Below are 16,282 nucleotides of genomic sequence, written 5' to 3'. Positions count from 1 at the left end.
TATGTGTACATCAATATGTGTCTGTTATACTATTTCTGCGCTTAGGCCTGCTTCCAGCAGTTGGGTGCATTGCGGTACCAGCTCATTTAAAATGCCGGTTTTTACAGTGCATTTGCCGTTATAGTGCACTATAAGCGAACATTGTTCGGCTTGGTGCGGGGTGTGTTCGCACACACGCATTAGGGTTTCTATTACGTGGTCAAAGGTATTTACATCATCGTTATACAACACAATTTCATTATTATTGGCAATATCCTCTTCAACCAATAAATCCTCTAATACTTGTTCTCTTGTGCTCATATTCAAAACTTTAATAATGCTAATTTATATATTTTAGCGCTACCCAGTTATTTTTTTTATGCTTTTTTATTAACTGTAAACCTTTGGTACTACAGCTTTCGTCTATAGCAGGTATGTCCTCTTCATAGAAGCCGCTAAGCAGCAAAGTACCTCCCTGGTTAAGGCAGTCTACATACGCCTGCATATCGTTTAACAGTATGTTTCGGTTAATGTTGGCTATAATTACATCATATTTTTTGCCAGGCAGTAATGAAGCATCCCCTTCATACACGCTAATATGCTTACAGTTGTTGCGCTCTGCGTTTTCTATAGAGTTCAGGTAACACCAGTTGTCTATGTCAATGGCGTCAATAGGTTGGGCGCCTTTCATTTCGGCAAGAATGGCAAGGATAGCAGTACCGCAACCCATATCAAGGGTTTTCTTACCAGTAAGTTCGGTTTCCAGCAGGTGTTGTATCACCATAAAAGTAGTTTCGTGGTGGCCAGTACCAAAACTCATTTTAGGCTCAATAACAATGTCGTACTGTACCTCTTTGTATTCGTGGAATGGCGCACGCACACGGCATATTCCGTCTACTTCAATAGGGTCGAAGTTCTTTTCCCACTCTTCGTTCCAGTTTACCTGCTCTATTTCTTCATACGTATAGGTAATCTTAAACTCCTCCGATTGCAGTATGTATACATCAGCCAGTACATCTTCCGTCCAGAATTGTTTCTGGATGTAAGCACTAAGTCCGGTTTCGGTTTCCTCAAAACTCTCAAACGGGGTTTCGCCCAGTTCGGCAATAAGTATTTCGGTAGCAGGTTCTTTTGGTTCTATGGTAAAGTGGTATCCTATGTAAGCTAATTCGGCCATCGTGTAAAATTTGGCACAAAGGTAGTATTAATGTGATAATGTATCAATTGTTTAATGTAGCAATTTCCAAATGTAGCAGTATATAAATTTTTCAATGTAGCAATTTAGAGTTCCATTAATTGATGAATTGGTACATCGAAGAATTGTTACATCATTGCACTGGTACATTGAAAAAATGCTACATTAGCATAAACCAAACAATCATGAAAAAGAATACCAAAAAAATCCTGAAAGTTATTTCTGTCATCATCGGGGGATTAGGCTTGATTTACTTAATATTGTTATTCATTAATGTTGGTTTTTGCTGGAAAGACTACAACAAAGCATACTACGAGTGGTTACCATATTCTAAAGATGATATTATTTTATTTAGTAATGGAAAAACTGACCAGCAATATAAAGTTACGGAAGTACATAAATACCACACAGAAAGTTATCGCCGTTTTTGTAAATGTGGTTATTGTGATGACACTTTTATGGCCACTCTGACCGGGGATTCTAATGTTATTAATATCATTGTTAGAAACTATGACAATCCGGATTCTAATGAACAAGCAGAAATTGAAGTAATTATTGACAAAGATTATTATACAAGTGATACTGTTTTTCCTGAATCGGGAAAACAACTTATTTCAAAGCATATCTTGTTAAAAAAAGCCGAAGGACTTACTCGGTTTAGTTATAAAGGAAAGGTTTGGCAACTAAAACAACATACTAAAAAGGGAACTGAACCTGAGATTGAATCAATTTAGTTAATGTAACAATTCTTTAATGTAGCAATTTGGCGCCCCCTTTAATTGGTACATTGATACATTATACAATCGCTACATTAAACAATTGCTACATTAAAACACTACCTTTGCAGCTTATAATGAACAATTAATGATTGAAATAGGAAAACACAATGCCCTTACCATAGCGCGTGGCACCAGCGTAGGCCTGTACCTTACCGATGGTTCTACCGATGTACTGTTACCCAACAAGTACGTGCCGGCCGAATGGAATGAGGGGGACGAAATGACCGTATTTATTTACCTGGACCAGGAGGAACGCCTTGTAGCCACTACCTTGGAACCGCTTATCAGGCTGAATGATTTTGCACTACTTCGTGTAAACTTTATAAACAAGTTTGGCGCCTTTGTAGGTATAGGCCTTGAGAAAGACTTGTTTGTACCCTTTAGGGAGCAGGCACGCCCTATGGAAGTAGGTAAACGCTACCTGGTACACATGTACCTGGACGAAAAGAGCAACCGCCTTGCCGGAAGTAGCAAGCTAAGCCAGTTTTTAGACAACGAAACCCTTACCGTAACCGAAGGCGAGGAAGTAGACATTATTGTGTCGCACTTTACCGATCTGGGTATAAACGTAATTATAAACAGTAAGCACCGTGGCTTACTATACAAAAACGATGTTTACGACGATATTCGCTTAGGTGAAAGGCTTGTGGCTTACATAAAAACCATTCGCCCGGATAATAAGATAGACGTTAGCCTGCAAAAACCGGGTGTAGAAGGCATAGAACCAAATGCGGAAAAGATACTGGACGAACTGCGCGCCAGCCGCGGGTTTCTGCGCCTGCACGACGACAGCCACCCTGAGGACATAAAAACAGTACTGAAAATGAGTAAGAAGGCGTTTAAAAAAGCCATAGGCTCATTGTACAAACAAAGGCTTATCGATATTAAAGAAGATGGTATTTACCTTATACAATCCTAATGGTATATTAATTTTATAAATACACAATCTTTACCGATATTTGCTTTACTATAACGATAGGAGGAAACACGAAATGATGAATAAAAATACTGTACTGGGATGGGCTACACTCATCATGGTACTTATGGGAGTTTTACTGATATGCCTTGGTGCATTTCGGTACGACGATATTGCCGGTTATGGATTTGCAGCCGTAGGTGTAGGATTTTTTTCCATAGCATGGGTTTTTAATGCGCTTAAGGGGCGTGTTTAGTGGCAGAGTAAGCAACCTTAAACTTGAAACTTTAAACAAATAGAACATTAACAATGTCTGACGATAAGAAAGTAATATTTTCAATGTCCCGCGTCAATAAGACGTATCAGGGAGCGCAAAAACCGGTACTTAAGGATATTTACCTTAGCTTCTTTTACGGGGCTAAAATTGGTATCCTTGGTCTTAATGGTTCGGGTAAATCAACCCTTTTAAAAATCATTGCCGGTGTAGACAAGAGCTACCAGGGCGATGTGGTGTTTTCACCGGGTTATACCGTGGGTTACCTTGAGCAGGAGCCTAAGCTGGACGAAACCAAAACGGTTATAGAAATTGTACGCGAAGGCGTAGCCGAAACCGTAGCCATCCTTGAGGAGTTTAACAGCATTAACGACCAGTTTATGCTACCCGAGGTATACGAGGACGCCGATAAAATGCAGAAACTGATGGACCGCCAGGCCGATTTACAAGATAAAATCGATGCTGCCGGCGCATGGGAACTGGATACCAAGCTGGAAATAGCAATGGACGCACTACGCACTCCTGATGCTGATACGCCTATCAGTGTACTTTCGGGTGGTGAAAAACGCCGTGTGGCACTATGCCGCCTATTGCTTCAGCAGCCTGATGTACTGTTACTGGATGAGCCTACCAACCACCTTGACGCCGAGAGCGTACTGTGGCTGGAACAACACTTGTCGCAATATGCAGGTACGGTAATCGCCGTAACGCACGACCGTTATTTCCTTGATAACGTAGCAGGTTGGATCCTTGAGCTTGACCGTGGCGAGGGTATTCCTTGGAAAGGTAACTACTCGTCTTGGCTGGATCAGAAAGCAAAACGCCTGGAGCAGGAAGAGAAAACCGCTTCTAAGCGCCGTAAGACCCTGGAGCGCGAGCTCGACTGGGTACGTCAGGGTGCCAAAGGCCGCCAGACAAAACAGAAAGCACGTTTACAGAACTACGACAGGCTACTTAACGAGGACCAAAAGGAACTTGACGAAAAACTGGAACTTTATATACCTAACGGGCCAAGGCTTGGTACTAATGTTATTGAAGCTAAAGGCGTTGCCAAAGGTTTTGGTGATAAACTATTGTATGACAACCTGAACTTTACACTGCCACAGGCGGGTATAGTAGGTATCATTGGGCCGAACGGTGCCGGTAAAACCACTATTTTCCGTATGATAATGGGCGAACAGCAGCCTGACAAAGGTGAGTTTGCAGTGGGCGAAACCGTAAAGATTGCCTATGTAGACCAAAGCCACGCCAACATAGATCCTGAAAAGTCAATTTGGGAAAACTTTGCCGATGGACAGGAACTTATCATGATGGGAGGCCGCCAGGTAAACAGCCGTGCTTACCTTAGCCGTTTTAACTTTAGCGGAAGCGACCAGAATAAGAAAGTAAGCACGCTTTCGGGTGGTGAGCGAAACAGGCTGCACCTTGCCATAACACTTAAGGAAGAAGGTAACGTACTCCTACTGGATGAGCCTACTAACGACCTTGACGTTAACACGCTGCGTGCACTTGAAGAAGGTCTTGACAACTTTGCGGGTTGTGCCGTAATCATCAGCCACGACCGTTGGTTCCTGGATAGGGTATGTACGCACATCCTTGCTTTTGAAGGTGACTCTGAGGTGTACTTCTTTGAAGGCAGTTTCTCTGAATACGAAGAAAACCGCAGGAAACGCCTTGGTGGCGACCTTACTCCTAAGCGTATTAAATACAAAAAACTTATAAGGGGATAATTGAGTCTAAGGTCGAAAGTCCTAAAGTCATAACGTCCCGTACTGCAATAGCAAACCCCGTTCGAAAGAGCGGGGTTTTTCTATTTTGGGCGTAGTCGGAAAATCTTGTGGCTTTTTTCAAGCATCGTCTTTGCGGGCATAGCGCGGCAATCTTTTTGTATAGCCAGAGTTAGTTCATCTAATAGACTAAAGCCGTATCTTATATCTCCTCGTTTTCCCCAAAGCAAAATTATCCCACGAAAAAAATACCGGTGCCCTTTTATGAACTGTAAGAGTATTGTACATTTACAACAAAGTAAACCAGTAATGCAACTACAATACAACAGCACTTACCCATCGGTAGAAGATCTTATAAAACGAGCAAAGCAAAAAATACCCCGCTTTGCATTTGAATATCTGGATGGCGGGTGTAACGAGGACGTAAACCTTGTAAAGAATACTGCCGAAATACGTGAGGTAGAGCTTAAACCGTACTACCTGAGCAAACACATAAAATCGGAACAAAAAACCGAATTGTTCGGGCATACCTATGATGCACCGTTTGGTATATCTCCGGTAGGCCTGCAGGGACTTATGTGGCCTAATGCCCCGGAAATCCTTGCCAAGGCGGCGTATGAGCATAACATACCTTTTATACTGAGTACCGTTACTACAGCCAGCATAGAACGTATAGCCGAGATAACCCATGGCCAAGCATGGTACCAGCTGTACCACCCGGCTGAGGCAGCAGTGCGTAACGATATTATTAAAAGGGCAGAGGCTGCTGAATATCCTGTATTGGTTGTGCTTTGTGATGTACCTACGTTTGGGGTACGCCCAAGAGACATTCGTAATGGTCTTGCCATGCCACCAAGGATGACGCTAAAAAACATACTGCAAATACTGGGCAGGCCGGAATGGGCCATGAAAACCCTGATTCACGGGCAGCCAAGCTTTAAAACCCTGGAACCATACATGGAAAAGGGTATGAACATGAAGCAACTGGGTCAGTTTATGAACCGCACCTTTAGCGGCAGGGTAAACGAAGAACGCATAGCACCCATCCGTGATATGTGGAACGGCAAGCTGGTGCTGAAAGGAGTAGCCAGTGAGGAAGATACTGAGATGGCTATTAAACTGGGTTTTGATGGAGTAATAGTGTCAAATCACGGCGGCAGACAACTCGATGCCGGGCAAAGCGCCATAGCATCTATGGAGCCCATTGTACAGAACTATAAAGACAAGATAAAGATAATGATGGACAGCGGTATTCGCAGTGGTGTGGATGTAGCCCGTACACTGGCCAGTGGCGCCGACTTTACCTTTATGGGGCGTACGTTTATGTACAGCGTGGCAGCATTGGGGAACGAAGGAGGTAACCACGCCATAAGCATGCTGAAAGTGCAGCTGCAACAGGTAATGGAGCAGGTGTGCTGCGAAAGGGTGGAGGATTTCCCGAACCATCTTATAAAATAGTTATCTGCTTTTTAAGAAGAAATAATCATAATATATCCGGGGAGTAATGCTTTATTTTCCGGATTTTTTATTCATAATCTTTATGAAAAAACACAGTATTGTTTTGTGCCTGTTGCTGGTTTCAGCATTTGCATTTGGTCAACGAAAAAATAAGGAGGTACGCACTAATGTACCTCTTGATTCCATCAGGCTAAGCGACCCGTTTGTATTGGCCGATAAGAAAACCAATATGTACTACATGACAGGTACGGGTGGTATGCTGTGGAAAAGTAAAGACCTGAAGCTTTGGGATGGTCCGTATGCTGTGGCAAAAACCGATGATGCTTCATGGATGGGTCCGGACCCAATGATATGGGCTGCCGAGATTCATGAATATAAGGGCAAGTATTACTACTTTGCCACATTTACCAATAAGAATGTTATTATAGATACCGTAAAGGGAAACAAAATAGAACGCAGGGCATCGCACGTGCTGGTAAGCAATAAGCCGGATGGACCTTTCGTGCCTATGAAAGACAAAACCTACCTGCCGGCTGATAAGCCTACGCTCGATGGTACTTTTTGGGTAGATGAAAATGGCAAGCCCTATATGGTGTATTGCTACGAATGGCTTCAGGCTATAGACGGCACTATAGAAAAGATAGAACTAAAGTCCGACCTGAGTGGTACGATAGGGGAAGGTAAGCTGCTGTTTAAAGCAAGTGCTTCGCCGTGGAGCCGGGAAAAGGATGAAAACGCTAAGGATGTACCAAACCGTGTTACAGATGGGCCTTATGTGTTTAAAACCGGTACGGGCCGCCTGGGTATGATATGGACCAGCTGGATATACAATGTGTATACGCAGGGTGTGGCGTATTCGGTAAGCGGCACCTTAGACGGACCGTGGGTACAGGAGCCGCAGCCGATAACCCCGCCAAATTTTGGTCATGGTATGTTATTCCGAACGCTCGATGGCAGGTTGTTAATGAGCCTTCATAGCCATAAGGAGATTAACGGGCACTACCACAGAGTACCTCATTTTTTTGAAGTTGATATTACCGGTGACAACCTTATTGTAGGCAAACCTTACATCCCTTAAAAGATTTACTCAGGGCAATTTGTTATGTAAAAGGTAAATAACTTTCCGGTTGTTAGTAAAACAACGATAATAAATAAGGTAGTTCTCTAAAAAATGACGAAATTTATGTTTGTACCTAAAACCAATTAAATGAACATTTATCTTATCCTGGTAGCCTTAATAAGCCTGTCGGCTGCATTTGCATACATAAACCACCGGTTTATAAAAATGCCTTTTGTTATAGGGCTGTTTTTTCTGTCTACTATTTTATCGCTCTTTATTTTAAGCGAGCACTGGTGGGATTTAGGACTGTACCTTGAAACCAAAGCATACCTTGCCCAGGTTAAGCTAAGTAGCGTGATTTTAGACGTAATGCTTGGGTTCCTGTTATTTGCAGGCTCGTTACACACCCGTTGGGATGAAATCAAATTACAGCTTAAACCCATTTCGTTTTTTGCAGTGCCGGGCGTTGTGTTTTCTACCATAATAATAGGCGGTGTTGTATTTTATGTTTCCTCGCTTATTGATGTTCAACTGAGCTTATTGCATTGTCTTATTTTCGGGGCTTTAATTTCACCTACCGATCCTATTGCGGTGTTAGGTATTCTTACCAAGGCCAATGTATCAAAAAAGGTAGAGTCTACCATAGTAGGCGAGTCGCTTTTTAATGATGGTATAGGTGTGGTAATTTTTGTTGCCCTGCTGGAAACCTTAAAATTAGGCAACAACCATATAGACTTTAGTCATTTTGGTACTTTGTTCCTTCAGGAAGCTGTGGGAGGTTTACTGTTTGGGCTTGTACTTGGCTATCTGCTCCATTATCTTTTAAAGAGCATAGACAATTATGAAACCGAGGTACTGCTAACCATTGCTTTTGTAATGGGAGGGTATGCCCTTAGTAATTACTTCCATTTATCAGGGGCGCTTGCCATGGTGGTAATGGGGCTTTTTGTGGGGAACTATAAACGTGAAGCTTCTATGAGTGATAAAACGCAGGAATACGTGCATAAGTTTTGGGAGCTGGTAGATGTTATCCTGAATGCGGTATTGTTTATCAGTATAGGCTTTGTTTTGGTATTTATCAACTTTAAAACCGAATACATCATCATCGGCGCAATTTCAGTTTTGGTAGTCCTTTTATCGCGCATTATGGTTATAGGTCTTCCTGCCATGATTTTTAAAAGCATTATACCATTTACAAAAAATGAGGTGAAAATTATTGCCTGGGGAGGTCTGCGTGGTGGTCTTTCTATAGCCCTTGTATTGTCTTTACCGGACAGTGAAGCCAAGAATATTTTAATTGTGGCTACTTACTGCTGTGTTGTATTCAGTATACTTGTGCAGGGGCTTACGGTAGGTACTATAGCCCAAAAACTCATAAAAAAAACCGGAAAATAGCATTGCTGTGTTTCCGGTTCTTTTATTAAGGTTTTAATAATGTTTTTTACTGATCCATTATTGTTTTTTTCTTTTGTAGCACGTCTACCTTTTCTTTTTCTATAACTTCACCTTTAAGTTTTAGCACCACAGTGCCTCCGGTAACGTTTACGGCATTGCTTTGTACCGTAATTGTTTTGCGTATGGGGCCTGCATGCATGTTGTATTTCACCTCTATTTTACCGGTTTGTCCGGGTTTTATAGGGTCTTTTGGCTTGCTGGGTACCGTACATCCGCAAGATGATTTTACATCGGTAATTATCAGGTCGGCATCGCCGGTATTTTTAAACTCAAACACCCTCAGTCCGTTATCGTCGTCTTTGTTAGTGGTACCGTAATCTATGGTATCGCTTTTATACTCTATTTTGGCGCCCTGTTGTGCATTTGCTGCAACAACAATAAATAACATGGCTACTAAGTGTAAAAATTTTTTCATTGTTTAACCCATTTTATATCCGTAAAAATAAACATATCCATTGTACCCACAAATAATGCCCGTGTTTTTTTGTAATTGTGCTTATATGGTTACTTTTGCATTTAATTTTACAAAATTCACACCATTTTTTTGGATGATTATTTAAGTTAACTGATATATGAGTATTCCAGCACAATTTGACCCAAAAGCAGTAGAGAGTAAGTGGTACGACTACTGGATGAAAAACAATTATTTTCATTCAGAGCCAGACAGCCGTACACCATACACCATAGTAATCCCGCCACCAAACGTCACCGGGGTGCTGCACATGGGCCATATGCTAAATAATACCATACAGGATGTGCTTATACGCCGTGCACGCCTTAAGGGCTTTAATGCCTGCTGGGTGCCGGGTACAGACCATGCCAGTATAGCTACCGAAGCTAAGGTTGTGGCTAAGCTGAAAGCTGAAGGCATTAATAAAGCCGACCTTAGCCGCGAGGAGTTTCTGAAACATGCATGGGAATGGACTGATAAGTACGGCGGTGTAATTTTGGAACAGCTTAAAAAACTGGGCGCATCATGCGACTGGGAGCGTACCAAGTTTACTATGGACCCGGACATGAGTGCTTCGGTTATAAGGTCGTTTGTAGACCTGTATAACAAAGGCCTTATTTACCGCGGTTACCGTATGGTAAACTGGGACCCGGAAGCTAAAACCACACTATCTGACGAAGAAGTTATTTATGAAGAACGTCAGGGTAAACTGTACCACATTAAGTACCAGATAGAAGGTACTAATGATGTTATTATCATAGCTACTACACGCCCTGAAACTATTTTGGGTGATACCGCTATATGTATTAACCCGAACGACGAGCGCTACACACACCTGCAAGGCAAAAAGGCTATTGTGCCGATTGCTAACCGTGTAATACCTATCATTTTTGATGAGTATGTAGACATGGAATTTGGTACGGGTGCGCTAAAAGTTACCCCGGCACACGATGTGAATGACAAGGAACTGGGCGAAAAGCACAACCTTGAAATCATAGATATATTTAATGAAGATGCTACGCTTAACAGTTTTGGCCTGCATTATGCCGGTAAAGACCGTTTTGTGGTGCGCGATGAAATAGCTAAGGAGCTTGAAACTATAGGCAGCCTTGAAAAAATTGAAACGCACATTAACAAAGTAGGTACATCTGAACGTACCAAGGCAGTTATAGAGCCAAGGCTAAGCGATCAGTGGTTCCTGAAAATGGAAGAGCTTGTTAAGCCGGCCATTAAAGCAGTACTTGAAACTGAAGAAGTAAAGTTGTACCCAAGCCGTTTTAACAACACTTACCGCCACTGGATGGAAAACATACGCGACTGGAACATTTCGCGCCAGCTGTGGTGGGGCCAGCAGATACCTGCTTATTATTATGGCGATGGCAAAGAGGACTTTGTTGTAGCCGAAACTCCTGCACAGGCACTGGAGTTGGCAATAGCCAAAACGGGTAATGCAGCACTAACGGCTAACGATCTTACTCAGGACGTAGATGCCCTTGATACCTGGTTCAGTTCATGGCTGTGGCCAATGAGCGTTTTTGGCGGTATTATGGATCCTGAAAGTGAAGACTTTAAATACTATTATCCTACTAACGACCTTGTTACCGGACCGGATATCCTGTTCTTCTGGGTAGCACGTATGATTATTGCCGGATATGAGTATGCCGGAGATAAGCCGTTTACCAATGTATACCTTACGGGTATTGTGCGTGATAAACAGCGCCGTAAAATGAGTAAGTCTCTTGGTAACTCACCGGATCCGCTGGATTTGATTGAAAAATTCGGTGCCGATGGTGTACGCGTGGGGCTACTATTAAGTGCTTCTGCGGGTAACGATATCCTTTTTGATGAGGAACTTTGCGCACAGGGTAAAGGCTTTACCACTAAGGTGTGGAATGCATTCCGACTGATTAAAGGGTGGGAGGTAGCCGATATAGCCCAACCGGAACATTCGGCGAAAGCCATAGCATGGTACGAGGCCAAATTGCAAAAAACACTTGCAGAGATTGAAGACCATTTTGAAAAATACCGTATCAGCGATGCGCTTATGGCTATTTACAAGCTGGTGTGGGATGATTTCTGCTCGTGGTTCCTGGAAATGATTAAACCGGGATACCAGCAGCCAATAGACAGTACTACATTTGCTAAGGCAATAGAACTGCTTGAAAGCAACCTGAAATTGCTGCATCCGTTTATGCCATTCCTTTCAGAAGAGATATGGCAGCACATAGCAGACCGTAGTACTGAGGAAGCACTTATCATTTCGAAATGGCCTGAAGCCAAACCGTATGATGAGAAACTGCTTGCCGATTTTGATTTTGCTACTGAGGTTATTGCAGGTATCCGTACCATAAGGAAAGATAAGAACATTCCGTTTAAAGATGCTATAGAGCTTAAGGTGGTTAACGCCGAAAATGCTTCTGAAGCGTTTGACAGCGTGATTTCTAAATTAGGTAATGTAACTGCTGTAGAGTATATTACAGACAAAGTAAGCGGTGCACTTACCTTCCGTGTTAAGAGTAATGAGTATTTTATTCCGGTAACGGGTAATGTAAACATAGAGGAAGAAATAGCCAAACTACAACAGGAGCTTGACTATAACCGTGGTTTCCTAAAATCAGTACAGGGCAAGCTGAGCAACGAGAAATTTGTAAATAGCGCCCCAGAAAAGGTAGTAGCCATAGAGCGCCAAAAGGAAGCTGATGCCCTGGCTAAAATAGCCGTACTGGAGCAAAGTATTGCAAGCCTTAAATAAAATACAGCCTTTGTATACATAAGAAAAGGGAACCATTTGGTTCCCTTTTTTAGTACTGTGTAACGCGTGTTGTTTACAGGTTAACCCCAAACATTACGCCGTTTGAGCCTACATTGCCTATCTGTGTATGAACGAAGTCTACACGCAGTACCCTGAATGCACCAATGCCTATGTGGTCAAAGCCCACGGTAAACTCGTGGTAAGGCTTGGTATCAGGTGTCATAAGGCCGTGGTAGCCTACTATAAGGTTCCATTGCAGCAGGTTCAGCAACGGTATTTTGTTCATAATATAGCCTTTAAAATCATGCTCGGCGTGCACTTCCAGGAAACTGTTGTTAGTGCTGGCAGTATAGTATGGCAGCATATTAAATGCGCTTAGCCTGTCGCCTTTATCTGTAAAGTGCGTTTGGTTACCGTTAAAGTGGTGGTAGTCGGCAAATGAGATACCATCAGCGCCAAAGAATTTCCCTGCCTTAACTGATACCCCGAAGTCACCTTTGTTAGAAAAACTGGTTTTGTACATAGAAAACACACTTGCATAATCATACTTGTACTCGTCTTTATTTGCTGCAACGGCCTTTTCGTAATGAAAACGCAGGCTTGGGTAAATATCCTCACTCACCTTTATTTTACCGCCATCGGGCCTGCTTATGTAATCATAAGGCCATATAAAGCTACCGTCTATGCTGGCTTTGGTTACATAGTGCGTGGCAAATGGCACACTGGTTTCGTCTAACGGGTTAAGCGGGTTGTTCGAAAAGTAATCGTCCTTGTTTTTAATCAGTACATAATCGGTATTGTTAAACAACGCTTTACGGCGCGAATATTCTACCCTTCCGGTTAGGGTAATCCTGTCAAACAATGTTTTAGAATATGATACCCCTGCAAAGGTTTTATCATACAACTTCATGTAATTGTCTTTAAACACTAAAGTGCTTACCATGTTTACCAATGGTGATATAGGCTCACTTGGGTTAAATTGCGCTATGCTGTTACCTCCGGTAAAATAAAAGGTTCCCACCTTTTTTATGTATGGTGCAAAGCTTCCGCGTACCCTAAGCCTGTCTTCGGCAAGGCCGTAGTTAAAGGTAACTGATGCCGAGAATGGAAACTTTTTGCCGTATTTGCTGTAGCTGAAACCGTTTTCTACATTCCAGCCCTGAACCGTATTGTAAGACGGCAGGTCGAAACCATTATATGTAAACTGGTTTTTAATAACACGTGCTGTAGTATCCTTGCGGGTACCGTACCAGGTATGGCCTGTAATAATGTCCATTACCGCAAAATGATTTCGAGCTTTGGCTATGGAGTCCAGTTTTACCGGATCATTTTTTGCAATGCGTATGCTGTCTTTTTTTACGTAGTCTTTAGATTCCTCATCTGTTAATGGAACGGGGCGTGTGGTTTTCCAGTAGGTAGAGTCTTTTTTATTGGCTTCCTTTTCGTAAGATACTATTTCATGCCCGAAAGTTTTCTTTTCAAAAGCGTCATGAAAGGTATAATTACTGTATACGTGGGTAAACTTGCCTGAGAAGTTAATGCCAAACATTCCGGCTTTAAAGTCGAAGGTTTGCGAGTTTTTTGCCCATAATCCGTTTGACTCGTTGTAGCTGAAATTCTGCTGAAGGTTTAGCGTTTCCAGTGGAGGCATTTGCACGCGGTAGCCCTTAACATCAAGGTCTATTGCATAAATGGCCCAACTGCCACTGATGATATAGATATACCCTTCAAAAACAGGCTCTTTATCCCTTTTTGGAATTACTTTTATCTTGTTTATTTCATGTCCCTGTTCGTCAAACGTGCTACCTTCAAATTTGAATTTGTAATACCCCATAGCACCTTTAGCAATAGGAGATACCATTTTTACTTCAAAGTCGATATAATCGTCATAAAAATTATAAAAGGTACCCAGTGCAGTGTTATAGCTAAAACCGCTGTCGCTGCCACTTACCTTACTGGCTATAATGCGCTCTTTTAGCTTATTGGGTTGTTCAAAGGTAATGTGCGATACGGTTTCGCTCAGGTAAATAACCCCTGTGCCCTCTTTGTCCAGCCCTTCAGGGGCTTCTATGGTCATGCCCATAAGCTTTTTAGGCAGGTTAGCCACCCTGAATATTCCCTTGCTGTAAAAGTCGGCCTCAAATCGTCCCAGCTTTTCGCTGTTTTCTTTTTTATGTTTTATAGCCTGTCGGATGATTTCATAAGCAGGGTCTTCAGCATTGCTTACCACTAATTCTTTAAGCTCATAAATATCTTCGTCAAGCGTTACGTTTTCGGTATAGGGCAGTTGGGTAACGTTTAACGCTACTTTTTTTGTTTTGTAGCCCAGGCTCTGAAATACCAGGGTGTATTTACCCGGTTGCTTTACCGCTATTTCGTAGCCGCCGTTTTCATTGGCTGTAGTGTTATTGTAGGTGTTTTCTATGGCAACGCTTACAAACGGAATTCCTTGTCCTGATTTGTCTGTAATGCGCCCTTTAATTTGTGCCTGTAGCGAAAAGCCTGCCAGCACCAGCAGTAGTGTAAGTAGTTGTTTCATTTAGGTTACTATTGGTTAATGATTTGCCCTCATTTTAAGGATAGACGTATAACGCTGCAATAAGGTTGTATGGTATACGAAAAAAAGTGCTTTAGCCAAAAAACAAGCCTTATACTCGTAACAACCCACGAAAACCGCGTGCCGCGTAATAAGACGATGCCCCATTATGGTACACAAACACAGTGCCGTAGCGATAGTCGGCAAAGATGGCGCCACCCAACTTACGAATGTTATCGGGAGTTTTTATCCAGCTCGAAGTTTTTGCATCAAAAGCTCCCAGTTGTTGCAGGTAGCGGTATTGTTCCTCGTCCAGTAGTGCTATGCCCATAGCATCGGCTACGGCTTCTACACTATTTTCAGGCTTATGTTCCTTGCGTTCGTCCAGTGCCTTTTGGTCGTAACAATAGCTGCGTCGTCCTTTAGGGCTTTCGGCAGCACAGTCCATAAACAAATATTCGGCTGTGGTGGAGTCAAATCCCACCACATCGGGTTCGCCGCCGGTATCTTCCATTTCGCTTAGCGACCAAAGTTTTTGCGGATTAGCCTCAAGCTTTGCCTGTACGGCGGGCCACTCTATGCCCTCATGTCGTTTTGAGTTTTTCCCGAACCGGGTTTTGAGTATGCTTATAAGCGCTTCAGTTTCCTGCGGGGATAGTGTTTTTGATGTGGCCATACTGTTGTTGTTTGATTGTATGCTAAGATACTAAAAACACCTGAAGACCAAACGGAAGACTATTGCGTAATATACCATTTATAGAGGTAATAGTCTTTTTCTTCAATATCTTTTCTCATTAGAACTGATTCTTCTAATGATTTTTTGATTCGTCTTTTTACAGTAAATAAATAAAAGTTATACTCAGTTAATATTTTTTGTTTTCCTATATGTTTTTTCGGCTCTAAAAATATCCTGTTATTTACTATGGTATAGGTGCCTTCTTCAAGGAACCATCCTTCGTCTCGTCCTACAAATGAAAATAAGGTGTATTGATACAGTCCGTCTTCTGTTAATTTAAAGATATAGCCGGCATCAGGTGCAAAGCTTAACTGAAAACTTGCATTAACAGTCGTGTTTATTTTTTCACTTGCATGCGCGAGCTTTTTAAAGAAAGCGTCTATTTCAGATTTATCCTGTGCTGTGCATGTGGTACAGGTAAATAATAAACTACACAGTAAATAAAATAATTGGCGGTGTAAGGTATTCATACTAAAAATATTATTTATCAAACAAATTTACGGTACTGTTCTCTACATTTTCAACTTTACCTTCACTTAATATAAATTGCCATACCGGCATTTCTCCTACAAGCGCACTTTCGTCATCTGGTGCTTTATTCAGCCATGCACCCGAAATACTGTCTCCGGTTTTTGTAAAGAGCTTACCGGTTTCACCGATAACCACAACCACAATGCCGTTGTACATAAAGTATCCTCCCAGGGTATACTTTTTGTCTTTCAGGGGTTGCGAATTATCAGGGGGTAAGGCTACCCTTATATCGTAGGTATTGTTTTGCTTTATAAAATTCATAAGGTACACACGCTGGTCCGGCATAAAACGTTGAGAGTTGTTGTACACTGTTTCTACAATGGTATTAATAGCAGCATCGGTAGGTTTTAGTTCCTGCAAGCGGTTGTTTTGCTGCGCATGTATAAATTGGAATACGAAGGTAAATACAATTAGTAGTGTTCTTTTCATGGCT

General features: G+C 42.2%; 15 protein-coding genes. 8 read left to right on the top strand and 7 right to left on the bottom strand.

Annotated elements, in window-relative coordinates; genetic code table 11:
* Nucleotides 1–24: 24 nt before the first annotated feature.
* On the bottom strand, nt 25–300 hold the full coding sequence (locus ACLI1A_RS04965; protein WP_411406721.1) for an ATP-dependent Clp protease adaptor ClpS: 276 nt from the start codon (nt 298–300) through the stop codon (nt 25–27).
* A 19-nt stretch (nt 301–319) separates the two neighbouring features.
* Complete coding sequence (prmA, locus tag ACLI1A_RS04960; protein ID WP_411406719.1) at nt 320–1,156, bottom strand: 50S ribosomal protein L11 methyltransferase; 837 nt, start codon at nt 1,154–1,156, stop codon at nt 320–322.
* Nucleotides 1,157–1,359: 203 nt separating this feature from the next.
* Between prmA and ACLI1A_RS04955 the strand changes: the two genes are divergently transcribed.
* From ACLI1A_RS04955 to ACLI1A_RS04925, 7 genes are all read left to right on the top strand, one after another.
* Nucleotides 1,360–1,908, top strand: coding sequence for a hypothetical protein (locus tag ACLI1A_RS04955; RefSeq protein WP_411406717.1), 549 nt, complete (start codon nt 1,360–1,362; stop codon nt 1,906–1,908).
* 130 nt (nt 1,909–2,038) lie between these two features.
* Nucleotides 2,039–2,872, top strand: a complete 834-nt coding sequence (locus tag ACLI1A_RS04950; RefSeq protein ID WP_411406715.1) for a S1 RNA-binding domain-containing protein — start codon at nt 2,039–2,041, stop codon at nt 2,870–2,872.
* Between the two features lie 76 nt (nt 2,873–2,948).
* Nucleotides 2,949–3,125 (top strand): CAL67264 family membrane protein, encoded by a 177-nt coding sequence (locus ACLI1A_RS04945; RefSeq protein WP_411407215.1) that lies wholly within the window; start codon nt 2,949–2,951, stop codon nt 3,123–3,125.
* A 53-nt stretch (nt 3,126–3,178) separates the two neighbouring features.
* A complete protein-coding gene (gene ettA, locus ACLI1A_RS04940) occupies nt 3,179–4,873 on the top strand; it encodes an energy-dependent translational throttle protein EttA (RefSeq protein ID WP_411406713.1) in 1,695 nt (564 codons plus the stop codon).
* A gap of 306 nt (nt 4,874–5,179) precedes the next feature.
* Nucleotides 5,180–6,328, top strand: coding sequence for an alpha-hydroxy-acid oxidizing protein (locus tag ACLI1A_RS04935; protein WP_411406711.1), 1,149 nt, complete (start codon nt 5,180–5,182; stop codon nt 6,326–6,328).
* 82 nt (nt 6,329–6,410) lie between these two features.
* Nucleotides 6,411–7,406, top strand: a complete 996-nt coding sequence (locus tag ACLI1A_RS04930; RefSeq protein ID WP_411406709.1) for a glycoside hydrolase family 43 protein — start codon at nt 6,411–6,413, stop codon at nt 7,404–7,406.
* A gap of 129 nt (nt 7,407–7,535) precedes the next feature.
* On the top strand, nt 7,536–8,783 hold the full coding sequence (locus ACLI1A_RS04925; protein WP_411406707.1) for a cation:proton antiporter: 1,248 nt from the start codon (nt 7,536–7,538) through the stop codon (nt 8,781–8,783).
* Between the two features lie 46 nt (nt 8,784–8,829).
* Here ACLI1A_RS04925 and ACLI1A_RS04920 read toward each other — a convergent pair whose 3' ends face one another.
* Entirely contained in the window at nt 8,830–9,258 is a 429-nt protein-coding gene (locus tag ACLI1A_RS04920; protein WP_411406705.1) for a DUF1573 domain-containing protein, read from the bottom strand.
* Nucleotides 9,259–9,415: 157 nt separating this feature from the next.
* Here ACLI1A_RS04920 and ACLI1A_RS04915 point away from each other — a divergent pair, with 157 nt between their 5' ends.
* Nucleotides 9,416–12,046 (top strand): valine--tRNA ligase, encoded by a 2,631-nt coding sequence (locus ACLI1A_RS04915; protein ID WP_411406703.1) that lies wholly within the window; start codon nt 9,416–9,418, stop codon nt 12,044–12,046.
* 73 nt (nt 12,047–12,119) lie between these two features.
* Here ACLI1A_RS04915 and ACLI1A_RS04910 read toward each other — a convergent pair whose 3' ends face one another.
* The 4 genes from ACLI1A_RS04910 to ACLI1A_RS04895 all read right to left on the bottom strand — a co-directional run bounded on the left by ACLI1A_RS04910 (nt 12,120) and on the right by ACLI1A_RS04895 (nt 16,278).
* Nucleotides 12,120–14,585, bottom strand: coding sequence for a DUF5686 and carboxypeptidase regulatory-like domain-containing protein (locus ACLI1A_RS04910; protein WP_411406701.1), 2,466 nt, complete (start codon nt 14,583–14,585; stop codon nt 12,120–12,122).
* A gap of 109 nt (nt 14,586–14,694) precedes the next feature.
* A complete protein-coding gene (locus ACLI1A_RS04905; protein ID WP_411406699.1) occupies nt 14,695–15,258 on the bottom strand; it encodes a DUF4256 domain-containing protein in 564 nt (187 codons plus the stop codon).
* A gap of 59 nt (nt 15,259–15,317) precedes the next feature.
* Entirely contained in the window at nt 15,318–15,788 is a 471-nt protein-coding gene (locus ACLI1A_RS04900; protein ID WP_411406697.1) for a hypothetical protein, read from the bottom strand.
* A 10-nt stretch (nt 15,789–15,798) separates the two neighbouring features.
* A complete protein-coding gene (locus tag ACLI1A_RS04895) occupies nt 15,799–16,278 on the bottom strand; it encodes a hypothetical protein (protein WP_411406695.1) in 480 nt (159 codons plus the stop codon).
* Between the last annotated feature and the right edge of the window lie 4 nt (nt 16,279–16,282).

It is taken from the genome of Flavobacterium sp. RHBU_3, assembly GCF_046613565.1.
In the GTDB taxonomy this organism is placed as follows: Bacteria; Bacteroidota; Bacteroidia; order Flavobacteriales; family Flavobacteriaceae; genus Flavobacterium.
This window is presented reverse-complemented; position numbering and strand designations above follow the sequence as displayed.

Excerpts from the sequence above, each read along its gene's own strand:
- ACLI1A_RS04965 (WP_411406721.1), bottom strand. The coding sequence starts at position 300 with ATGAGCACAAGAGAACAAGTATTAGAGGATTTATTGGTTGAAGAGGAT.
- prmA (WP_411406719.1), bottom strand. The coding sequence starts at position 1,156 with ATGGCCGAATTAGCTTACATAGGATACCACTTTACCATAGAACCAAAA.
- ACLI1A_RS04955 (WP_411406717.1), top strand. The coding sequence starts at position 1,360 with ATGAAAAAGAATACCAAAAAAATCCTGAAAGTTATTTCTGTCATCATC.
- ACLI1A_RS04950 (WP_411406715.1), top strand. The coding sequence starts at position 2,039 with ATGATTGAAATAGGAAAACACAATGCCCTTACCATAGCGCGTGGCACC.
- ACLI1A_RS04945 (WP_411407215.1), top strand. The coding sequence starts at position 2,949 with ATGAATAAAAATACTGTACTGGGATGGGCTACACTCATCATGGTACTT.
- ettA (WP_411406713.1), top strand. The coding sequence starts at position 3,179 with ATGTCTGACGATAAGAAAGTAATATTTTCAATGTCCCGCGTCAATAAG.
- ACLI1A_RS04935 (WP_411406711.1), top strand. The coding sequence starts at position 5,180 with ATGCAACTACAATACAACAGCACTTACCCATCGGTAGAAGATCTTATA.
- ACLI1A_RS04930 (WP_411406709.1), top strand. The coding sequence starts at position 6,411 with ATGAAAAAACACAGTATTGTTTTGTGCCTGTTGCTGGTTTCAGCATTT.
- ACLI1A_RS04925 (WP_411406707.1), top strand. The coding sequence starts at position 7,536 with ATGAACATTTATCTTATCCTGGTAGCCTTAATAAGCCTGTCGGCTGCA.
- ACLI1A_RS04920 (WP_411406705.1), bottom strand. The coding sequence starts at position 9,258 with ATGAAAAAATTTTTACACTTAGTAGCCATGTTATTTATTGTTGTTGCA.
- ACLI1A_RS04915 (WP_411406703.1), top strand. The coding sequence starts at position 9,416 with ATGAGTATTCCAGCACAATTTGACCCAAAAGCAGTAGAGAGTAAGTGG.
- ACLI1A_RS04910 (WP_411406701.1), bottom strand. The coding sequence starts at position 14,585 with ATGAAACAACTACTTACACTACTGCTGGTGCTGGCAGGCTTTTCGCTA.
- ACLI1A_RS04905 (WP_411406699.1), bottom strand. The coding sequence starts at position 15,258 with ATGGCCACATCAAAAACACTATCCCCGCAGGAAACTGAAGCGCTTATA.
- ACLI1A_RS04900 (WP_411406697.1), bottom strand. The coding sequence starts at position 15,788 with ATGAATACCTTACACCGCCAATTATTTTATTTACTGTGTAGTTTATTA.
- ACLI1A_RS04895 (WP_411406695.1), bottom strand. The coding sequence starts at position 16,278 with ATGAAAAGAACACTACTAATTGTATTTACCTTCGTATTCCAATTTATA.